A 20,257-nucleotide genomic window follows, 5' to 3' on the forward strand; every position below is an offset into this window, starting at 1 on the left:
TTCCGATGTAACTTTAAGCTCGTGAAGCGGTGTGTGGCTCCTCGCCCTGGCTAACTTTGCCGCCTGCCTTCGAAGCTGTCACCGCTTCGGCCCCAGTACTGGGGGAATGTTGTCGATGCATGGCTGGGCGCCGGTCGAAAGCCAGCTCGCGCCTCTCCATCTTCAACGTCCCGGGGAGTTCTCCCACGGTGCGCGCCATGCCACCATTTCGGAGTCTGGACGCTCCATCGTAAAGTTTAAGCTAGGTCACAGACCTCGGTGGTCAACCATCTGGGCGACAGTTCGGCCATGCAAAATGGCCATCGCGGTGCCCGGCACGAGCGCCAAGACTCCCGCGGCTACCTCATCAAGCTCGACGAACTGCTGACGATGCCGAAATCGGCAGGCCATTTGGTCCTGCTGCCGAGAGAGGATCTGGCACTTGGCGGATCTCAGTAGATCGTCATGAGGACCGGGAGGTAACTGCCTGCTCGCAATTGTTCGATTGCTTCGATGGCAGGATAGGCTGCGGGGAAGTACAGTCCATCCTGGAAGTTGCGCTTGAGCGCTTTCGGGGAGAAGACAACTTCGGCAGAGTCCGTATATTGGGACAGTTTCGGCCAGAACAGCGGCGTACAGCGCGCATAGGAATCGTATTGCGAGCCGAAGATCGTCTTCAGGTGTTCGGCCTCCTTGGCTGCCGTGATGACCAAGATCCAATAGCTGAAAAATCCCAGCGCCAGAGCGACGGCGATCGATCCATGGATCAATCCGATTCCAGCTGCTCCAAGCGTAGAAAAGAGATAGAGCGGGTTTCTGGTCAACGAGTAGGGGCCGGAGGTAATCAACTCCAGATTCTTCTTTGAACCGATATAGAGAATGCTCCACATCCTGCCAATGAAGCAGGTGAGGACCAGGCCGAGACCCGCCATCTGGATCAGCTCATGTGCGCCCCCACCCAATCCGGGGTGCGAAAACAGGATAACAGTTGCGGCAAGCAGCCCCGCTGCCCGAGCGGCGTTTATCCGCATCCTTTGATTGACTGGTTGAACTCTCATCGAGGCCCCCGGGAATGAAGAGGCCGCGTTTCTGGGCTCCGCATTTTGACGGCACCCCCCGATATACGGCTCGCTTGCGCTTGCCAGGCTTTGCTGGCCGTGCGGTTGAACAGGAGCGGTATCGATCATTGGATCGTCTCCTCGGTAAGCTGAAGGAAGACGTCCTGGAGCCGCCCGCTCTCGGCCTTGAAGGCGAGGATCGGCATCTCAGCGCGGATCAGGACGTTCGGGATTTCGTTGTTGAGCTGGCGGCTTGGAGGTGTTTTGGTCGGATCAAGAAGTTCGACGCGCAGCCAGCCCGCGTCTCCGTTGACAAAATCTCCCGTGATAGGCTGCAGAATGGTCGTCAGGATGCGGGTGGAGGTCGCTTCTGTGTCGATCGTTCCCCCTGCGCGCCGGCCGGGTTCTTGGCTTCCTCGGCCCAAACGGCGCTGCAGGCAAAACGCCTTTCGTGACCCATAGGACTTGTTAGGGTCTTCGGGCGCGAAGACGTGAGCAGATGAGCCGGGCGCTACGGCGACACTTCCGCGAGACATTCAGTGCAGGCTCCCTCGTGCCTGCCAGCACGCTTTCAGGTTGACGCGCCCTATTTATCGCTGCAGTCGTTAGGCTCTACGATTCGGCAGTTGAGCTGACTCGCTTGCGAAGGGATTACCCCTTTTTGCGAAGGGGCCTCGTCCGTGATGTCCGACATCAACGCCAGAGTGGGCTTAACCGACAGCGGGATTTCGGCTCATTGTAGCGCTTGAAGGAGGTCGTCGCCGAGCAGGCGCTGGAGCTGCGGCTGCAAAAAGGCATGATCGCGACGGGAGCGACGACGGTCCCCGGAACGGCGCCACCTCCCGCTGGGGGCGTCCGGAACTTCGCATGAGCCGCTACGGCTTTCGGTTAGGCCGGCAAAGCCGTTTTGGGCTATCGGTCCGCCGGCGCGCTTTGTCCTATCTTGGGTCTCCAACGTCGGGCAACGGTCGCACTGGCTCCCTTAGCCAGCCTACGCTCCGCTGGCGCGGCGGGTCGGTTGCGCAACACTTGTCAACTTGATGGGTCGCAGTGCTGCAGGCGAAGCTCGCGCAAATACGTACAAACCGCACACAGCAGAGCCATAAGCGAGGAGTACGCGAACTCGGCCCCCGGCAGAGGCGGCAAAGCGGCACTGCGTGCTTGTCTGGTCGACTCCAGTGTTGGTGCTCCGATGAGATCATATGAAGGAGGTCTCCCATGAAACCTGCTGGTTACTACCTAGCGCCCGGCGCGTTCGTCCTCGTGCTTGCCGGGGCGACCGGCGCGTCGGCCGCGGAACAGCCGATCGCCTGCAAGAAGGTGCCGTTGGTGGTGCGAGACATGTTCCACAAGGATTTTCCCGTCGCCAAGGTCAAGGCATGCGCCCGCGAGGTCGAGAACGGAGAACTGGTTTTCGAGATAGCAAGCGTCGAGGGCGCAATGACGCGCGATGTGCTCTACCATCAAGACGGTAAGGTCATCGTCGTCGAGGAATCAATTCCGATGGAAGCGGTGCCTCAATCGGTGCGTGCGGCCGTTGATACGAAATTCGCAGGTGGAAAGATCAAGCTTGCGGAGAAGCTGATGCGCGACGGCAAGGTGAGTTACGAGTTCCAGATAAGCTACAAGGGCAAGAACGTTCAGCCCGTCTTCGATCCGGATGGAAAGGAAGTGAAGGGCTGAAGGACGCAACTCTTGTGCTGAAGGGTCGCTGAAATAGCTTCAATCGGCCTGAGGGAAGGAACAAGTTCGGCGCATGCAGACGGGCTTGCGGACCTCACTCGAGTTCAGCAGAAGGCAGCCGTCAACAAGCGCCGGACATTCGGACGGTCGAACCTACCTGCCTAACTTCACGTGTCCGCCGAATTGGAGCGTCGCGCGCACACTGAAGGTGTGCGTTCTCTCGTCCTCAGCATTCTCCGCGAATGTGTAGGCGGCGCCGAGGTTCCATTTCGCCGCGCCGGACGGCGCGTCTTCTTCTTCCCCAGACGCATAAATTACTTCGAAATCCGCCAATTGCTCGCGGGTGTCCGGACCGTCGGCGACAAGGTTCCGCTGATGCGTGTAGGTGGCTATGTAGGTCATAGGTTGCACTTCCAGCGCGACAGATCCGGTGAGAAGCAGAGCGTCGTCCGGACCGCCATCGAAATGCTTAAGGTAGGCCGATTCGCCGAGAAGCCTCAGTGTGTTCCCGTTGAGGTCGAAGCTTCCAGTGGCGGCAGCAAGGTAGGCCAATTCATTGCCGGTCCCCGGCAGCGGTTCCTCTTCTTCTTCCTCCTCCTCCCCTGTGTCGGCGGAGAGCCCGGGCTTCTGGTATCGGATGCCAAGGCGATAGCCAAATTCACCGTCCTTGTAACAATCGCCCTTTTCTGCGCCTTTGCAGCCATCAAGGGTAACCGAGAATGAGGATAAACCGGTGGTGTTGCCGGCACCGCCATCCGCCAGCGTGAGCCGTCCACGGTTGGTAAAGAGCGACTCGCTGAGGAACGTCCGGTCGGTCGTGAATACCGTCGCGGCCAGGGCATGGTTCAGCCCAAAGCCCTCGAAGCCAACAACAGCTTCGCCACCCAGACGTTCGTCAGCGTCAAAAACAGACGCCAGATCCGGGGCGTGTATCCCCGGCAGGGCTTCGCTGGCCAGGCTGAACACCGTGTCGAACTTTCCGGCCCTCACGGTCAGGGGATCGACCTTAGCGAGGGCGTAGAGCTCACCGACATAGGTGCCGATCCCTTGAAAGGCCGCATCCTCCCCGGGTTCCGGGTCGACCACGGGCTCGGTAATGATGGCGCTCACGAACCGAAGATAATCCGTCGGCGCGTAGAAAAGATCGAGCTCCAACTTCGGAAAGAACACATCGGATCTCAGGAAAGACGGATGTGCGCCAAATATCCAGTCGTTCTGCAGCTCCGCGGTAGCCTCGTACCCCGCGCAGGGCGCAGCGCATTCTTCGGCCAGAGCCGGTATCGTTTCTTCGGCCAGAGCCCGCTCGTGCTCCTCCGCCAGTGCCGAAGCCGAAGAGTACAGCAGCCCTATGCCACTAAGTGCTAAGATAAAAAGGCGAATGACCGGCGAGCCCCCATGAGATGCACCACGCGTCGATGATATCCGATGGTTCCACTGTGGCAACTGCGATTTCGTCATTTTGTCCCTTACAAACGCGACTTGTCTCATACAAACGCAAACGTGTCGCATCTCTACAACACTGCTTCGCTGTTCCGCGCCCGGTACGCTCCCCCGAGGACCGCCGGCGCAGCAAATTGGCGGTCCCGCTTCGCCTTCCTCGAATCAATATTCGGGCACTCCCCGACCGAGGCAAATTGCGCCAGAGCACGTCCAGCCTTTCGCTGGAAACAGACACACGCGCATGCAACCGACGCGAGCACTCACGGCGTGAGTGGCTATCCTAATAAATTTGTATGAACTATTTCTCTACTCCAAAAGTTAGAGACCCGCCGGATATACGGTAATAGCGCCTTGCAATATTGATTAATTATGCGGCGCCCTCCCGCATGATACGCTTTGGGACTGTCTCTGATCTGTCGCAGGCGCGCTTTCGCGCGCCGCGGAATCGCGGGGGGTTGCCGTGCTGCAAACGCTCGTCAAGCTGAGTCTCGAATTTCGGCATCTGGTCCTAGCAGCCGCGCTACTCTTGGTAGCGGCGGGTGCCGTTCTGCTTCCCAAAGCCAAAACCGATGCTCTTCCCGAGTTCGGGGCGCCGGTCGTGGAGGTGCAGACCGAGGCGCTCGGCTTGTCGACAGGCGAAGTGGAAAGCCTGGTGACCATCAATCTCGAAGAGATTCTGACCGCGACGCCGTTCCTCAAATCAATTCATTCCAAGTCGGTGCCGGGGATGGCTTCGGTGTTGCTCACCTTCGAGCCCGGCATGGATCCGATGAAAGCCCGACAAATGGTGCAGGAGCGTCTTACGATGGCTTGGGCCCTGCCCAATGTCTCGAAGCCGCCCACCATGCTGCAGCCGAAGTCGGCGGCAGGCCGCGCCATGATCGTCGGACTGTCGTCCAAGACCGTGTCGCTGATCGACATGTCGGTGCTGGCCCGGTGGACGATGACGCCGAAGCTGCTCAGCGTGCCGGGCGTCGCCAACGTCGCGATCTGGGGCCAGCGCGCTCGCCAGCTTCAGGTGCAAATCGAACCTCAGCGCCTCGAATCGGCAGGCGTCTCGCTCGATGAAGCCGTAGAGAGCGCCGGGGATTCGCTCTGGGTCTCGCCGCTCAGTTATCTGGAAGCGTCAGTACTCGGAAGCGGAGGCTGGATCGACACGCCGAACCAGAGGCTCGGCATCCAGCATGTGCAACCGATCAGCAAGGCCAGCGACCTGACGAAGGTTGCTGTCCCGTCTTCCGCGCTCAGGCTAGGAGACGTGGCCGAGGTCGTCGAAGGCCATCCGCCGCTGATCGGCGATGCGATGATCAACGGACAGCCTGGCCTCATCCTCGTCGTCGAGAAGCTTCCCAACGTCGACACCAAAGCGGTCGTAGCGGGGGTCGAAGCTGCGCTCGCGGAGTTGAGCCAAGGCATGCCGGGCATCGACATCGACGCCTCCCTCTACCGCGCCTCCGACTATGTCGACAGCGCCTTGGCCAATCTGGTCCGGATGGTGATCGCCGCCATGGTGGTCGTGTCCGTAGCCCTCTTCCTGTCCTTGACGCCGGTCGGCACGGCGAGCGTCGCCGTCGTCGCGATCGTCCTGTCGTATGTCGCGGCACTTGTCGCTCTCTATTTCAGCAGCCCGATCTTCAACCTGATCCACCTGGCCGGCCTCGCGGCCGCGCTTTCCCTCGTGGTCGACACTGCGGTAGTGGCTGCCGAGGCCCTCGGGCGACGCCTTCGTGCCGGTGGCGGCCGTCCGCTCGCCGCGCCTCTATTCGATGCGATCGGCGAAATCGGCAAGCCAATGATCTATGCAGCGGTGATCGGTCTGCTGGCGGTCGCTCCGATACTCGGACTCGACGGCGAAACCGCGGCATTCTTCCGGCCGCTGGCTCAGGCCTATGGCGTCACGGTGGCCGCTGCCATGGTCGTCGTGCTCTTGGCGGCGCCCGCCCTCGCGATGGTTTTTTTCCGTTCGGGCAGCGCAGCAGGAAACAGGTCCGAACCTGTGGTGGCGCGGCTGTTCGGTGCGGCCTATGGGCGACTGCTGGGGAGGTTCTCGGCGACGACCGGTCCTGCCTATGCGATCGTGGGTCTCGGAGTGTTGGCGCTACTCGCGGCGACGCCCGCCCTGAAGTGGTCGCCGTCGCCGTCCTTTGACGAAGGCACCGTCCGCGTTTCGTTCAAGGCCGCGCCGGGTGCATCCTTGCCCGCCATGATCCGCACGATGGCGCGACTGGAATCCGAAGTCCGCGCAATCGATGGAGTCAGCTCTGTCGCTGGCCATCTCGGCAGGGCCATCACGGGCGACCAGGTCACCGGCATCGAATCCGGGCAGCTCTGGATTGGGCTCGACGAGCGGGGGAACCGAGCCGCCGCACTGTCGCAAATTCGCGACACGATGGAAGGCTTCGCGGACCTCGAGGTGAAGGTTGAAGGCTATCTGGCCAGTACGGCCGGGCGGATCTTCGCCGACGCCGGCGAACCAGTGGTGGTCCGCATCGAAGGGGCCGAGACGGCCGTGCTTGAAGAGCAGGCAAAGCTCGTCGCGGCGAGAATCGCCGCCGTTGACGGCATCAACTCCGTACGCATCGACAAGAACGCTTTCTCGCCCGAAATCGAGGTCAAGGTCGACGTTGCGGAGGCTGCCGCACGTGGACTGAAACCGGGAGACATCCGGCGCGCGGCAGCGACGGTCTTCGCCGGGCTCGAGGTTGGCAATCTGTTCGAGCAGCAAAAGGTCTTCGAAGTGGTCGTTTGGGGGGCTCCCAACGCACGAAGCAGCATCGCCGACGTCGAGAATCTTCTGATCGAAACGCCTGATCGCCCGCATACACGCCTTGGCGATATCGCCGAGGTGCGGATGGTGCCGCAGTTGAGCACCATCGAGCGTGACGGCGTCACGCGCAGCATGGACGTTCACGCCAGCGTCGCAGGCCGCAGCGTCACGGCAGTGGCGGAAGACGTGGCGGCAGAGCTCAAGAAGGTGCAGCTCCCCTTCGAATACCATGCCTACGTTCGGGGCGAGTATGCCGAGAGCCGTGCAGCCATGCTGCAGGTGACGCTCTTCGCAGCGTCGGCGGCAGTGCTGATCTTCTTCCTGCTGCAGGCGGCGCTGCAAAGCTGGCGACTGGCGACCGGCATGTTCCTTTCGCTGGTGGCAGTGTCGGGTGGCGTCGCGGCGATCCTCGTGGCGGTAACGGGCACCGTTTCGGTTGGGGCGCTTGCCGGACTTCTCGCCGTCCTCGGGCTTGCACTCCGCAACGGTCTGGTTCTGGCCAGCCGCGTCGATCAGACCGGGGAGGGTGACGAATCCTGGCCGGACCGTGTCGCGGCGGCCGCGCGCGAGCGCTTTGCGCCTATGCTGACGAGCACGCTGGTCACCTGCCTCGCCTTCCTTCCCGCAGTGGTCATGGGCAGCGCCGCCGGTCTGGAGATTTTGCATCCAATGGGATGGGTCGTGATCGCAGGCGCAGTCATTTCAGTCCTGATCAATCTGTTCGTCCTACCGGCCATGATGCTCCATTCCGGCCCGGTTTCACGACGCCTTGGAGGAGTTGCACATGCTTCGCAATAGGCTTTTTCTTAAGTCATCCCTCGTCGCCGGTGTGGCTTTCGTCGTGGTTGCCACGGGACCCCTCGCGGTCGCGGAGTCGCCCGCAGGCGCGCCTGCCAAGCTGGTAGAGGTCGCAGGTTCCCCATTTCCACGCGTGGTTCTGACCGAACAGGCTGCCAAACGACTGAGCATCCAGACCGAAGCGCTGCGGGAGGAGACGGCCAAGCGGTGGATGATGATGAACGCCCAGGTCGAGATTGCGAGCGGTGAACCGTCGGTGAATGCAATTACGGAGACGGCTTCCATCGCGCCGGCCGGTGAAAGCGGCCAAGCACGGCAATCCCTGATCAAGGTGCCTGTGGACGCGGCGAGCCAGATGTTGATCGCGGTTGTCGACGACGAGGATGACGAGGACGAGACCGGCGACCACGACGAGTTTGCCGAGATTTTCGGCGTCGCCAACCCGGCGGACGAGGATAAGGACGGTCTAGTGGTCGTGCTGCTGACCGGCCAAGGCCGCTCCGGTAAATATTACACGGCGCGGCCGGTGGCGGTGAAGGACCGGGACGACGGGCGGTTCTTTGAATTCCTCGAGGCAAGCAGCGGCGTCAAGCCAGGCGATCATGCGTTCGTGGCGATGAAGGCGCCGGAGAGCGGCAGCATGGCGAAGATCGTGCCCTACTCGTCGGTTGTCTATGACGAGCACGGGGACAGCTGGCTCTACTCCAATCCGGAGCCGCTCGTCTTCGTCCGCCAAAAAGTGGCTGTCGAGCGCGTCCTTGGCGACATAGCAGTGCTGTCGGACGGACCAGCGCGCGGTACGCCGGTCGTGTCGGTCGGCGCGGTCGAGCTGATGGGGGTTGAATTGAAGTTTGGCGGCCACTGAGCGGGCGGTGAAAGACATTCCGTCGCTTGCGAACGCCTGAGTTAGCCGGCGTCCAATCATCCGAACAAAGGACAGGGCCATGTTCCGCTGGATCATCGGCACGAATCTGAAATACCGGTATCTGGTACTGGCCGCGGCAGCGCTGATGGTGCTGCTGGGTCTGGACGTGTTCCGCAAGATGCCCGTGGACGTCTTCCCCGAATTCTCCCCGCCGCTGGTGGAGATTCAGACCGAGGGTATCGGCATGTCGACCGCCGAGGTCGAGGAGCTGATCACCATTCCCCTCGAGGATGCACTGCGCGGCACACCGGAACTCGACGTCATCCGCTCGAAGAGCGTGATGTCGCTGTCCTCCATTGTCATGATCTTCAAGCGGGGAACCGACATCATGCACGCCCGGCAGCTCGTCCAGGAGCGCGTGCAGCTTGCGTCGGCCAGACTGCCGTTCGGCTCGAGCCCGCCCGTCATGCTGCAGCCCTTGTCGTCGACCAGCAGGACCATGAAGATCGGCCTTTCGTCGAAGGAGCTCACTCAGCTCGACCTGTCGATGACCGCCTATTGGAAGATCCGCTTCCGCCTGCTGCGCGTGCCCGGCGTCGCCAACGTGGCGATGTGGGGCGAAAAGCTCAAACAGCTGCAGATCCAGGTCGATCCCGCACGCATGTTGAAACACGGCGTGACGCTGAACGAGGTCATGGAGGCTTCGGCCGATGCGCTGGACTTCGGCCTGCTGCCGATGTCGAGCTCAGCCAAGAGCCAGACCGTAGGCTTCATCGACACCGACAACCAGCGGTTGTATGTCGGCGCCGACATAGCGTCCAGCGTGAAGCTGGAGGACGTCAAGAGAATTCCGGTCGAGTCAAAAGCCGGCGAGCGACTGGTACTGGCGGACTTTGCCGACGTCACCTGGGGGGAACCGCTGCCGATCGGCGACGCTGTGATCAATGACGGTCCCGGCATGATGCTGATCGTCGAGAAGTTCCCGTGGGCGAATACGCTGGAGGTCACGCGCGGCGTCGAGGCCGCCTTCGCCGAAATGAGGGACGGCCTCAAGGGCATCGACGTCGACCTGCAGATCTTCCGCCCGGCGACGTTCATCGAGCTCTCGATCCATAATCTGACAATGGCCTTGCTGGTGGGATCGGTCCTGGTGGTCTGCGTTCTCGGCGCCTTCCTTTTCGAGTGGCGGGTGGCGCTCATCAGCCTGCTGGCGATTCCGCTCTCCCTGGTCGCGGCGGGACTTGTTCTCTACTGGCTCGGAACGACCATCAACACGATGGTGCTGGCCGGCTTCGTCGTGGCGGTGGGATCGGTGGTGGACGACGCTATCATCGACGTTGAAAACATCACGCGGCGATTGCGCGAGAATCGCCGCAGCGGCGCTGGCAAATCGGTGGCATCAGTTATCCTGGAAGCATCGCTCGAGATCCGCAGCCCGATCGTCGCCGCGACCCTCATCATCGTCATCTCGGTCGTCCCTGTGTTCTTCATGGGTGGTCTGTCGGGCACTTTCTTCGTACCGCTGGCGACGTCCTATTCCATCGCGCTCCTCGCTTCGATGGCCGTGGCGCTGACGGTGACGCCGGCACTCTGCCTTATCCTGCTTCAAGGAGCGCCGATCGAGCGCGTCTCGCCGCTTGTCGAGCGGTTGCAGCGAGGCTATGCCGCCATGCTGTCGCGGATCATCGCGGCTCCTCGCACGATCTTTGGGATCACCGCGTTCGTCGTGGTCGCGGGATTGGGCGTTTGGCCGCTGCTCGGAACCTCGCTCCTGCCCTCCTTCAAGGAACGTGACTTCCTCATGCACTGGCTGACGCCGCCCGGGACATCGCATGCAGAGATGTACCGGATGACGGTGGCTGCCAGCAAAGAACTGAGATCCATTCCCGGGGTGCGCAACTTCGGCGCTCACATCGGCCGGGCGCTGGTGGCCGACGAGGTGGTGGGCATCGACTTCACGGAGAACTGGATCAGCGTCGATCCGAAGGTCGATTATGACGAGACCCTGAAAGCGGTTCAGGACACGGTCGGCGGCTATCCCGGTATCTATCGCGACGTCCAGACCTACCTTCGCGAGCGCGTGAAGGAAGTGCTCACCGGGTCGGGCGAGTCGATAGTGGTTCGGATTTTCGGGCCTGACGCGGCGATGTTGCGCGAGCAGGCGGTGAGGGTCCGCGACGCCCTGACCGGCATCGAGGGCCTGATTGACCTACACGAGGAGCCGCAGAAGACGGTACCGCAAATTCAGGTCACCGTGGATATCGCCAAGGCGGCTTCCAGGGGTCTCAAGCCCGGCGATGTTCGTCGCGCTGCTGCCGTGATCTTCGCCGGTCACGAGGTGAGCGACGTTCATCGCATCGGAAAGGTGTATGACGTCATGGTATGGTCGACGCCCAAATCGCGGCGCGGCCTTGACGACGTACAGAACGTTCTCCTGGATACCCCCGACGGCGGTCAGGTCCGGCTCGGCGACGTTGCCGAAGTCAAGATTGCCCCGGTGGCCAGCACCATAAAACGTGAGAACGCCTCGCGCCGCCATGACGTGCATGCCAACGTGCGCGACCGCGACCTGGGCTCGGTCGTCCATGAGGTTGAGGAGCGCCTGGCCAAGTTCGAGTTTCCGCTCGGCTATCATGCCCAGCTGCTGGGCGAGGCGGCGGAACGCAGGGCTGCGCAAAGCAGGCTCGTCTATGCCTCTGTTGTCGCCGCGGTCGTAATCTTCATGCTGCTGCAGGCCTCCTTGAGAAGCTGGAGGCTCGCTGCCCTGGTTTTCCTGTCACTGCCGGCCGCTATGGTCGGCGGGGTCATCGCGGCGTATCTGGGCGACGGCATCATCTCGCTAGGCGGCCTCGTGGGGTTCCTGACGGTGTTGGGCATCGCGGCCCGCAACGGGGTGCTTCTGATCCACCATTTCCTGCATCTGGAGCGCGAGGAGGGCGAGCCCTTCGGACCGGAACTTGTCCTGCGCGGCGCGCGTGAACGCCTTTCGCCCATTCTCATGACGACGCTGGCGACCGGTCTTGCGCTCGTCCCACTGGTTGTTACCGGCAACATTCCCGGGCAGGAAATCGAACATCCGATGGCCATCATCATTCTGGGCGGGCTGATCACGTCAACGCTTCTGAACCTCTTCGTCGTGCCCGCCATCTATCTCAGACTCGGTTCGCTGCAGGCGCGATCGCCGGCGCGAACCACAGGGCTCGGCCTGGAACCATCTCCCCTTTGATGCAAGGCCCGAGATCTAGACCAGAACGTTCGTGACTCTACCGCATCCAATCCACCGGCTATACCGTTGGCGATCTCGATCGCGCAGCGAAACAGCATGACAACTTACAAAACTCGGAGGACTTGGAGCAGCAAGGAACGCGTCCGTGATTTCGTCTTCACAAAGCGGGCAGGCCAACAGGGCTGGGCCTAGCCGGCGGGCCTAGGAAACGAAATACGGCACCGGCTATACGCTCCTGCCGCTATGATGGGGCACGAATCCATAAGTGAAGCAGCGTCGCTAATTCCCGCGCGGTCTGGGTTTTGGTCCTGGAAGGCTTTCGCACGGATTTGCGGCCAATCTGGCGATTCGCGGATCTCTTAGCCAGACAGTCTTCTTTCTTCTTTCCAGAATCTCGTTGCGGCCCACATCGACGGCCGATTGGCCTTTCGCGGCAAGGGCATAGTCGGCTCGGTTCGTGCGATAGTCTTCCTTTTGGATGGACATCTTTTTCCTCCCGGTCCGCGGCTCCCTCCACTAGCCTGGACGGAGAACACTAGCTGCCGATGCATGGCAGGAGTCTACAAATTGAGGATTGTATTAAAATGATACACTCCACCCGTTCGTCTCACGCGGGCGCCACCCAGCATTGCCCTGAGCCGGCCCGTATGCCGCGCCTATTATCCTCGTCCTCGCTTTCGGGATGCCGTTCCGGACCGCATCATCTGCCTGCTCCTCAACGCACGCTTGGCAGCCTTCGTCGAACGATTGGCTATCACCATCGCAATCTCGCTCATCGGCGATAGCGCCCCTTGCCGCTCAATCATAGCCGGCCTCGTGGCCCGAGCAGTCATCCGTGCAATCATAGCCGTGGAAAGTCTCTTGTGCAGTTGCCGAGGCGGCAACAAGGCCTGTCCGTGCAAGATGCTCACGCCACAGCACCGGCTCCCAGGCGGGCAAGGAGGGCGACTTATGCTATACGTTGCGTTCTTGGTCGGATACGAGCCGATGGATCAGGAAAGACTTCTGGCCGCAGTCCTCCTAGCTGATGTCGTGGGCAGCACGCCGCTCTATGAGCGCATCGGCGACGATGCCGCTCTGCAGCAGATCTCGGATTGCCTCGACGCGATACGCGAGATCGTCGCCCGGCACGGCGGTGACTTCATTTACTCGAAGGGCGATGACGTGCTCAGCCTGTTCGACAGTTCGGAGGCGGCGCTGAGGGCCGTCTTCCAAATCAGCAGCGAACTGACGAAAGGGCCGTTGCACGCCCGGATCGGATTGCATTTCGGGGCGGTCATTCGCGCGCGGGGCGCGGTATTCGGAGACGTTATCAATGTCACCGCAAGGTTGTCCACCACGGCCAACCCCGGGGAGGTCCTGATCAGCCAGAGCTTCTTCGAAGCCCTTTGCGCGGATAGCCGCAGTGCCCTGCGGCTCCTCGACAAAATGGCTTTCAAGGGAAAGCAAGAACTCTTCGATGTCTATACCCTGGGGAGCGAGGATCGGGCCCTCAGTACGCAAATCGTCAGCCGGGGCACGGTTATCGAGAGACGCTCCGCCCCGCCGCGGCAGATCAATCTGGTCATCCGCTATGGAGATCAGTTGCGATCCTGCCGAAACAACGAGTTGGTGACGATCGGCCGATCCCCGGAATGCAACATCGTCATCCAGCGGCCCTGGGTCTCAAGGCACCACGCGACCTTCACCATTTCGAATGGCAAGGCCGTGCTTATCGAGCGAAGCTCGTCGGGCACCTTTGTGTCGATGGGACCCGACCATGAGGTATTCGTGCGCCGCGAAGATATTCTTCTCTTCGGCTCCGGCGTCATCTCGCCTGGACGGAGATCGTCCCTCGACGACGCCGAAATCCTTTACTACGAAATTTTCTCAGACTGACCCGGCCCGGCTTGACCGTTGCCGCATGCTGCCGGATCCAGCGCCGCGCGCTTGCAGAATCGGAAGTTTATTCAGTGAAATTCAATGGCGATTGGCTCCCCGGGCCGGAGCCATTTCCGTGATTTTACTGTCCTTCTTGTCAACATGCATTCCTCTCAATGGCTTGAAAACAAAGGATTGCTTGAAACACGTAACCATATCGTCTACTGGTAGCCAATGACCCGATAGCGGGGAAAAAGCGGGGAATAACGATATGGGGAGCCATACTCTCAACGCTCTTACCGTCAAAAAAATCGAGGCCAGCAAGGCCAAGAAACTGCGGGATGGTGGCGGCCTGTGGCTGGTAACGAAGGGTAAGGGCCGATATTGGATTCTCGACTATCGCTTCGCCGGCAAGCGGCGCGAAATGGGACTTGGCCCACTTCACACGGTAGGCCTCGCCCAGGCTCGAGAGAAGGCTGAGGCAGCGAGGGCGCTGTTGCGCCAAGGTATGGATCCAGTCGAGCATCGCCGCGGAGTTGAGGTGATCGAGGCAGCAAAGGCGGACGCCGCCTTGAAGACCTTTGGAGAGTATGCCGACGACTACATAGATGCCGCCGTCAAGGCGGGTCGCTGGCGTGGCGCTAAGACGGAAGCGGGGTGGCGGAACACTTTGGCCAAGCATGCAGCGCCGCTGCGCCTTAAGGCGATCCCGGATATTGGTGTACAAGACGTTCTTTCGGTTCTGCGCCCGTTGTGGGGAGTGAAGCATGAAACGGCGGAGAAGTTGCGGGAGCGCGTCGAGCGCGTGCTTGACGCGGCCACTGTCGAGGGATTGCGCAATGGCGCGAATCCGGCCGCATGGAAGGGCAATCTTGAGCACGTTCTGCACAAACCCGACGCGCTAGCCAACGGCGGCAACCACCCCGCGCTGCCCTACAAAGACATACCGGTGTTCATGCAGAAACTCCGCGCGGTTGACGGCATGGGTGCCCGCGCAGTCGAGTTTGCAATTCTGACTGCCGCACGCAGCGGGGAGGTGCGTGGCGCTAGGTGGGACGAAATCTCCCTTGCCGCCAGGATGTGGGTTGTTCCTGCCAGGCGGATGAAGGCAGGCAAGGAGCATCGCGTCGCGCTCTCACATGCCGCGGTAGCGCTGCTCAAGGCCACACCTCGATTTGAGAACAATGCGCTCGTCTTTCCCGCTGTGCGTGGTGGCGAGTTGTCCGACATGACGTTGGCCGCGGTCGTCAAGCGCATGCACGCTGCAGAGGTAAGGGAAGGGCGTGCCGGTTGGTTGGATCCGAAACAATTAGACGGTGACGGCAAACAGAAGGTCGCGACCGTGCATGGCATGCGATCGACATTCAAGGATTGGGCGACCGAAGTATCTGACCATCCGCGCGAGCTTTCCGAAATGGCGCTTGCCCATGCAGTGGGCGACGCGACGGAGCGCGCTTACGCGCGCGGCGATGCGCTGGCCAAAAGGCACAGACTTGCGGACGATTGGGCGGCGTATTGCGGCAAGTCGAAAACTAAAGAAACCACTTGACATTTCAGAAACCGCAGAATTCTGCTTGACTTGCTAGGCGAAAAAGCCTATAGGTGCACGACAATAACGGCATTGCCGTTCAGCAGCCGGTATCCGGTCGTGAGCCTCTTACGAGAAAGGGGCGGCGCAGAGCGTCGGTCAAACCTTCCCAGCCAAATCAACGTCACAGCAGCGCTCGGATTTAATTCTGCGCGCCCGAGGAGGATTCGTGAACGACAACTTCGAACTGGTTTCCCTCAATCGTGCCGCGGAAATGACCAGCTTGAGCCGGTCAATGATCAATCGGTATCGGTTCGAGGGGCGCTTTCCAAAGGCCGTTCCGCTCGGCGAAAAACGCGTCGCCTTTGTCGCCGCCGAAGTACGCGCTTGGATCGCTGACAAGATCGCGGCACGCGCCGCCTAATAACAAAAGAGCGACCGACGAACGGCGCCTGCAAACCACGACCTACAATCGGAAATCACTACATTGATAATCAGATCACCACGGGCGATGCGCCAAGCGCCATCGCCTAAGGGCTTTGTTACGCTCGGAAAATTCCACCTTCAGGTCACCGACGACGTCACCATTTTCGACTGCAGCCTGGTCAAGGCGCCTGACGGCAACATCCTGCTCTACGGGCCAAGCCAGATTGGCGGAGCCGCGACGCTGTCTGTGTCGCGAGACGCACGCCTGGCAATCATTGATATGGCGCTGAGCGCTCTGGGGATGGAACTGCATGAACGCCGCGCAGCCTAAAAATCCGCACAGCGTTGGCGATCGCGTCACACATGAGAAGCACGGCACCGGGACAGTTGTCGAAGCCATGGCCGGTGGCAGCACGCTGGTTCTGTTTGACAAGGGCAACCGAGGGAACTTTCCATCCGGCAGCACGCACTTGAAGCCTTCCGACACAGAGGTTCCGGCTAATCACGACCCCGCCAATATTCTGGAACGTCTGAAGCGTCTCAATAAGCGCTATGGCGGAGAGATCCACAAAACCAGCCCTGTGGGTGGCTACGCGTCAATCTACCGGGCAACCGTCGAGGGTGAGCAAGTAACGATTGGCATTGGCGACGGCGGCGAGCCATACAGCTACACCCTCAAGGGCGGACGCAAGCCGTTGGCGGAGCCGGTCGAGCTTGTTTGGGTAAACCCAGCACATTGGCACGGCGAGCCCATTCCGGTACGGCAGTGGTACGTGCCGGACATGATCCCAATGCGCCAGGTGACGTTGCTTACCGGCGATGGCGGTGTAGGCAAAAGCCTCCTGGCGACTCAGATTGGTGCAGCGGGTGCAATGTGCGTCGAAACGCTCGGCCTCGAGCCGTGGGGCGGCAAGGTCATCTACCTTGGCGCCGAAGATGAGGCTGACGAGTTTCACCGCCGGCTCGCCGATATCGCCAAGGCGCTGGGCGGCGACCTGTCCGACCTGCACCTTTTCCGTTTGCTACCGGCTGCGGACATGGACGCGCTTCTCGCGGCGCCAGATAAGCAGGGCGTCATGCAGCCGACCGCGCTGTGGCTCGACTTTGCAGATTTTGCGGAGAACTACGAACCGAAACTCATCGTCCTCGATACGTCGGCCGACCTCTTCGGCGGCGATGAGATCAAGCGCAGCCAGGTCCGACAGTTCATCTCCATGCTTCGTAAGCTCGCGATCAAGATAAACTGCGCGATCGTGCTGCTGTCGCATCCGTCAGTCGCCGGTATGCAGACCGGCACCGGCACATCCGGGTCGACGGCATGGAGCAATTCTGTCCGCGCACGTCTCTACCTCACCGCCGACAAGGACGATGACAACCTCCGCACATTGAAAGGCATGAAGGCGAACTATGCGGCCAAAGGCGGAGAACTAAAGCTGCGTTGGCATGAAGGTGCTTTTGTTCTGGATGACGGCAAGCCGTCACCCGCCGCGGGGTTGTTGGCCAACCATGCAGACAAAGTGTTTCTGAGGCTGCTTTCCGCCATCAACGGCAGCGGTCAGAATGTCAGCCCAAACCGCAGCTCCAGTTACGCGCCGACGGTCATGGCCAAGCGGCCGGATCGGGACGGCCTGTCGAAGAAGGCGTTGGAAGAAGCGATGCATAGGTCGCTGGCCGCTGGCACCGCCGCAGTTGTCACCGAAGGATCTCCCTCGCGGCAGCGCCAACGGTTGGTCGTCGTGGCGGACGAGGTGAAGCAAGGGCGTACCGCTTTGCTTCCAACGGTACCTTCCAACGGTCTACCAACGCCTTCCAACGGTGCTGCTCACACACCCCCTATAACCCCCGTCGGCGTTGGTAACGCCCGACCGTTGGAAGACGGTCGGCAATACCAAGCCAACAACGACTATAGCGAACCTGCGCGGGAAGCCGCTTAGCTAGAAGCCACCCACCAACATCAACAGAGGAGAGAACAGCCAATGAAAGTGCATATCGCATGTTTGCAATCGAACCATACAACGCGGAACGCCAGGTCTTTAAGTCCAACGAGAATGGCGGAATGGACTCCTGGTGGGAGCCATGCCGAGTGATTGGCGTGACAAGGGATGAGGACGGCGAGTTGGTCTTTATCGTTGAGACCCAACACGGCCGCGACCGCATGCTCGACTTTGAAATGTACGTGAGGCGCGTCGCATGAAGAAGGTTGTCGCACCACCCGCAAACGAGTCCATCACCAAGAGGACGATCAGTTGGGAAACGCTGTGGCGCCTTCGACCAGATTTAAAACCGAGCAACGATAACAAATCCAAGGAGGAGAAAGCAGCATGATGACCACGACCGACCCGAGACAAATCCAGGCGCGCGAGATTATCGAGGAAGCCATGGCCAAACTGCGCGCCATGGGTATGACCGCAGATGGCGCGGCATCACTGCTCTGCATTCAAGGCGCTGTCCGCGTCGAAGACAAAGCGAAGCGCAAATCGAACGTACAGGCGGTAGCGCAATTCGCCGAGGATGTTGTCGACGATGCCTAGACCGTTCCTACAATCGCGTGTTTGGCGTGAACACGTCAGGCCTTGGCAACTTGCACGCGAGCCGCTGTGCCAGTGGTGCAAGGCCTTGGACTGCGTCGTGATCGCAGATGACGTCGACCACGTGAAGCGGCCGAAGGACGATGCCTTGCTCGAGCGCGACGCCGACAACCTTCAGTCTTTGTGCAAGTCGCATCACAGCGCAAAGACCAGATGGGAAGCCGCTGGCGGCAAGGGTGTTCTGATAATTGGCTACGACGCACGCGGCTATCCGGTTAGCTGGAGTCCGGAGGCGGGACTTCATTGAGGCCGGGAGGGGCGCCTCGTTTTTCTAAATCAATCGAGGCGTCCGACCGTCCCGCCAGCCTGCAACTAACGCTATTACAGAAAAACGTGACTCACGCGCGTGCGCGCGAGGGCGCCCACCCTCAACATTTGAATTGGGAAAATGCGCACGGTGGGGCTGGAACGGTATGACATTTTCGGTTTTGGCCGAGATTGCAAACGCCCCTCCCGGCCTTCAGGATAAGCGGCGCCCGTATCACGCGCGGTTAGCAGTTGCCTTTTGAGGCGGATCTGGTTCCCCACGCAAGAACGCTAGCGCAATCGCGCTCGAAGGCTGCTCAAAAAGAAAGGGGAGCAGAATGCCCCCCTTTCTACCAAATTGATTAATGCTTGCGTCGCTTTTTCGTAGACTCTCCTTTCTTCTTGAAAAGCGTCCAAGTTTGGAGAGCAATTAAAACAAAGTTGCTCGCCGTACGTGCTATCTCAATTAGGTCGTGGACCTCCATTTGTTGTTTCTCCTTATCCTTGAGTTTTGTTTCATGCGATCACCATAAGTTCTGGTGCTTGTGGCACACGATCGCTTCGGATCATCCGAAGAGTCGCGCCAACGTGAAATAATAGCACACAAGGTGAAGAAAGAGAATGGATGGCACCGTTGAGATGAGGGCGGGGCGCAGAAAGTCCTTTTTTGTGACCTTTTTGCCCCACTGGGTCCGCACCGGAGCGTAGGGTCAAATTATTTTGGCGCCCGCCTCTTGCGGTTGTAATTCACGACAACCATCTGCTGTTTCAACTCGAGTCAGCCGAAGGCGCGGGGATACCGTCCGAGCTGAATGTAAACCGGAAAACATCCCCTTGCTGGTCTAGTGCGCGGAGTTCGGCTCATCAAGAGACTCGCGCAAGGTAGAAGGAGAAGCCGCCAAATGACGGTCTTCCTCGCTATCGAAACCAGCCAGTCGAACGGGACGATGCGCCGCCTGGCTATGGGCATTGAGTTGCCCTTGGTTTCGTGGTTGGCAGTTCTCGCCAGACTGTTCTGATGAAGGAAAGGGCGTCTCGGAAACGGGGCGCCCTTTTTGCTGTTCAGGCCATCCAGCTTGACCGAGTCGTCGTACGAGATGGTGCCTCGTAGGGAACAGCGACCCCAAACTCAAAACCAGATCCACATCCGTGGCACTTGTAGTGGTCCCGCTTGCTGCTGTCCTTGTAGTCAAACTGAAGAATGGACCGCTTGCGGTTTTCAAAGCATTTCGGGCAGGCGCGATGGATCGGTTCCTGATGATCCCAATTCGCGTTCAGCTCGTAGGCAAAAGTCGACCCGCCGTAGTCCTTTAGGTCGTACCGCGCAGCGATCGCCTTCCAATCTTCAAACGCTTCGACCTTTGCCTGGAGTTCGCGGAGTTGATCCTTGGCGGAAGAAGCTGCCTCCTGAGCAGAAAGGATCTTCTCCTGCAGTTCGATGATTGCAGCATTTAGTGTGACCCGATCATGTATGTCCTTTAGGCCCTTCGCCATTTCGTAGGCGGCTTTGAGGGCGCCGTATCCCGTAGCAATTTCCGCGACTGGCATATTCAACTCCGAATCGTTGGCCTGAGAGTGCCGAGCATAGCAGGCGCCGAACAGAAACGGAACGCTCCCTCTGACGAAACCACCATATGTGGTTCCATCGGCGCTAGCCGACACTTTATCTTGACATTTTAGGCGATTTCGCCTATAAGTCGTGTCATCGAGTCGTGCGGCCTCTTCGGCGCACGTTCCCAAAAGCAAAGACCGCCACAAGCGGCAAAGCTCGCCGGCAATGCCGGCATACGAAA

16 protein-coding genes are annotated in these 20,257 nt (G+C 60.3%); 12 read left to right on the forward strand and 4 right to left on the reverse strand.

Features of this window, described 5'->3' with window-relative positions:
- Positions 1-258: 258 nt before the first annotated feature.
- Positions 259-438, forward strand: a complete 180-nt coding sequence (locus tag EOA75_RS03865) for a hypothetical protein (protein ID WP_127240287.1) — start codon at positions 259-261, stop codon at positions 436-438.
- On the opposite strand, the gene EOA75_RS03870 is transcribed toward EOA75_RS03865, so the two are convergent.
- Together EOA75_RS03870 and EOA75_RS03875 are read right to left on the reverse strand one after the other, a co-directional pair.
- On the reverse strand, positions 432-1,166 hold the full coding sequence (locus tag EOA75_RS03870) for an isoprenylcysteine carboxylmethyltransferase family protein (protein WP_245466555.1): 735 nt from the start codon (positions 1,164-1,166) through the stop codon (positions 432-434). The genes EOA75_RS03865 and EOA75_RS03870 overlap by 7 nt on opposite strands.
- The gene (locus EOA75_RS03875; protein ID WP_127323673.1) at positions 1,163-1,573 is read right to left on the reverse strand and encodes a hypothetical protein; all 411 of its coding nucleotides are present in this window, start codon (positions 1,571-1,573) and stop codon (positions 1,163-1,165) included. The genes EOA75_RS03870 and EOA75_RS03875 overlap by 4 nt, the downstream gene beginning before the upstream one ends.
- A 682-nt stretch (positions 1,574-2,255) precedes the next feature.
- On the opposite strand from EOA75_RS03875, the gene EOA75_RS03880 reads away from it, so the two are divergent.
- Entirely contained in the window at positions 2,256-2,720 is a 465-nt protein-coding gene (locus EOA75_RS03880) for a hypothetical protein (protein ID WP_127323674.1), read from the forward strand.
- Between the two features lie 153 nt (positions 2,721-2,873).
- On the opposite strand, the gene EOA75_RS03885 is transcribed toward EOA75_RS03880, so the two are convergent.
- Positions 2,874-4,178, reverse strand: a complete 1,305-nt coding sequence (locus EOA75_RS03885) for a hypothetical protein (protein ID WP_245322446.1) — start codon at positions 4,176-4,178, stop codon at positions 2,874-2,876.
- A 442-nt stretch (positions 4,179-4,620) separates the two neighbouring features.
- On the opposite strand from EOA75_RS03885, the gene EOA75_RS03890 reads away from it, so the two are divergent.
- The 10 genes from EOA75_RS03890 (at position 4,621) to EOA75_RS03945 (ending at position 18,465) form a co-directional block, all read left to right on the forward strand.
- Positions 4,621-7,725, forward strand: coding sequence for an efflux RND transporter permease subunit (locus EOA75_RS03890; RefSeq protein ID WP_095825623.1), 3,105 nt, complete (start codon positions 4,621-4,623; stop codon positions 7,723-7,725).
- The gene (locus EOA75_RS03895; RefSeq protein ID WP_127214972.1) at positions 7,712-8,590 is read left to right on the forward strand and encodes a hypothetical protein; all 879 of its coding nucleotides are present in this window, start codon (positions 7,712-7,714) and stop codon (positions 8,588-8,590) included. Before EOA75_RS03890 ends, EOA75_RS03895 begins: the two co-directional genes overlap by 14 nt.
- Before the next feature lie 79 nt (positions 8,591-8,669).
- Positions 8,670-11,816 (forward strand): efflux RND transporter permease subunit, encoded by a 3,147-nt coding sequence (locus EOA75_RS03900; RefSeq protein ID WP_127323675.1) that lies wholly within the window; start codon positions 8,670-8,672, stop codon positions 11,814-11,816.
- A gap of 987 nt (positions 11,817-12,803) precedes the next feature.
- Positions 12,804-13,694 carry an FHA domain-containing protein gene (locus EOA75_RS03915; RefSeq protein ID WP_164747268.1) on the forward strand — a complete coding sequence of 297 codons (891 nt, stop codon included), beginning with the start codon at positions 12,804-12,806 and terminating at the stop codon, positions 13,692-13,694.
- A gap of 253 nt (positions 13,695-13,947) precedes the next feature.
- Entirely contained in the window at positions 13,948-15,225 is a 1,278-nt protein-coding gene (locus EOA75_RS03920; RefSeq protein WP_127323677.1) for a site-specific integrase, read from the forward strand.
- Between the two features lie 208 nt (positions 15,226-15,433).
- Complete coding sequence (locus tag EOA75_RS03925; protein WP_245466556.1) at positions 15,434-15,628, forward strand: AlpA family phage regulatory protein; 195 nt, start codon at positions 15,434-15,436, stop codon at positions 15,626-15,628.
- 87 nt (positions 15,629-15,715) lie between these two features.
- Positions 15,716-15,961: a hypothetical protein gene (locus tag EOA75_RS03930; RefSeq protein WP_127323678.1), complete on the forward strand. Its 246-nt coding sequence runs from the start codon at positions 15,716-15,718 to the stop codon at positions 15,959-15,961.
- Entirely contained in the window at positions 15,942-17,564 is a 1,623-nt protein-coding gene (locus tag EOA75_RS03935; protein ID WP_127323679.1) for an AAA family ATPase, read from the forward strand. Before EOA75_RS03930 ends, EOA75_RS03935 begins: the two co-directional genes overlap by 20 nt.
- Positions 17,565-17,951: 387 nt before the next feature.
- On the forward strand, positions 17,952-18,161 hold the full coding sequence (locus EOA75_RS03940; protein WP_127323680.1) for a hypothetical protein: 210 nt from the start codon (positions 17,952-17,954) through the stop codon (positions 18,159-18,161).
- A 97-nt stretch (positions 18,162-18,258) separates the two neighbouring features.
- Positions 18,259-18,465 (forward strand): hypothetical protein, encoded by a 207-nt coding sequence (locus EOA75_RS03945; RefSeq protein WP_127323681.1) that lies wholly within the window; start codon positions 18,259-18,261, stop codon positions 18,463-18,465.
- A gap of 1,061 nt (positions 18,466-19,526) precedes the next feature.
- Here EOA75_RS03945 and EOA75_RS03950 read toward each other — a convergent pair.
- Positions 19,527-20,257 (reverse strand): hypothetical protein (locus EOA75_RS03950; protein WP_206516962.1); only part of this gene is annotated, 731 nt, incomplete at its 5' end.

This window comes from Mesorhizobium sp. M1A.F.Ca.IN.022.07.1.1, from assembly GCF_003997575.1.
Taxonomy (GTDB): Bacteria; Pseudomonadota; Alphaproteobacteria; order Rhizobiales; family Rhizobiaceae; genus Mesorhizobium.

Excerpts from the sequence above, each read along its gene's own strand:
- EOA75_RS03870 (WP_245466555.1), bottom strand. The coding sequence starts at position 1,166 with ATGATCGATACCGCTCCTGTTCAACCGCACGGCCAGCAAAGCCTGGCA.
- EOA75_RS03875 (WP_127323673.1), bottom strand. The coding sequence starts at position 1,573 with ATGTCTCGCGGAAGTGTCGCCGTAGCGCCCGGCTCATCTGCTCACGTC.
- EOA75_RS03880 (WP_127323674.1), top strand. The coding sequence starts at position 2,256 with ATGAAACCTGCTGGTTACTACCTAGCGCCCGGCGCGTTCGTCCTCGTG.
- EOA75_RS03885 (WP_245322446.1), bottom strand. The coding sequence starts at position 4,178 with ATGACGAAATCGCAGTTGCCACAGTGGAACCATCGGATATCATCGACG.
- EOA75_RS03895 (WP_127214972.1), top strand. The coding sequence starts at position 7,712 with ATGCTTCGCAATAGGCTTTTTCTTAAGTCATCCCTCGTCGCCGGTGTG.
- EOA75_RS03900 (WP_127323675.1), top strand. The coding sequence starts at position 8,670 with ATGTTCCGCTGGATCATCGGCACGAATCTGAAATACCGGTATCTGGTA.
- EOA75_RS03915 (WP_164747268.1), top strand. The coding sequence starts at position 12,804 with ATGGATCAGGAAAGACTTCTGGCCGCAGTCCTCCTAGCTGATGTCGTG.
- EOA75_RS03920 (WP_127323677.1), top strand. The coding sequence starts at position 13,948 with ATGGGGAGCCATACTCTCAACGCTCTTACCGTCAAAAAAATCGAGGCC.
- EOA75_RS03930 (WP_127323678.1), top strand. The coding sequence starts at position 15,716 with ATGCGCCAAGCGCCATCGCCTAAGGGCTTTGTTACGCTCGGAAAATTC.
- EOA75_RS03935 (WP_127323679.1), top strand. The coding sequence starts at position 15,942 with ATGAACGCCGCGCAGCCTAAAAATCCGCACAGCGTTGGCGATCGCGTC.
- EOA75_RS03940 (WP_127323680.1), top strand. The coding sequence starts at position 17,952 with ATGATGACCACGACCGACCCGAGACAAATCCAGGCGCGCGAGATTATC.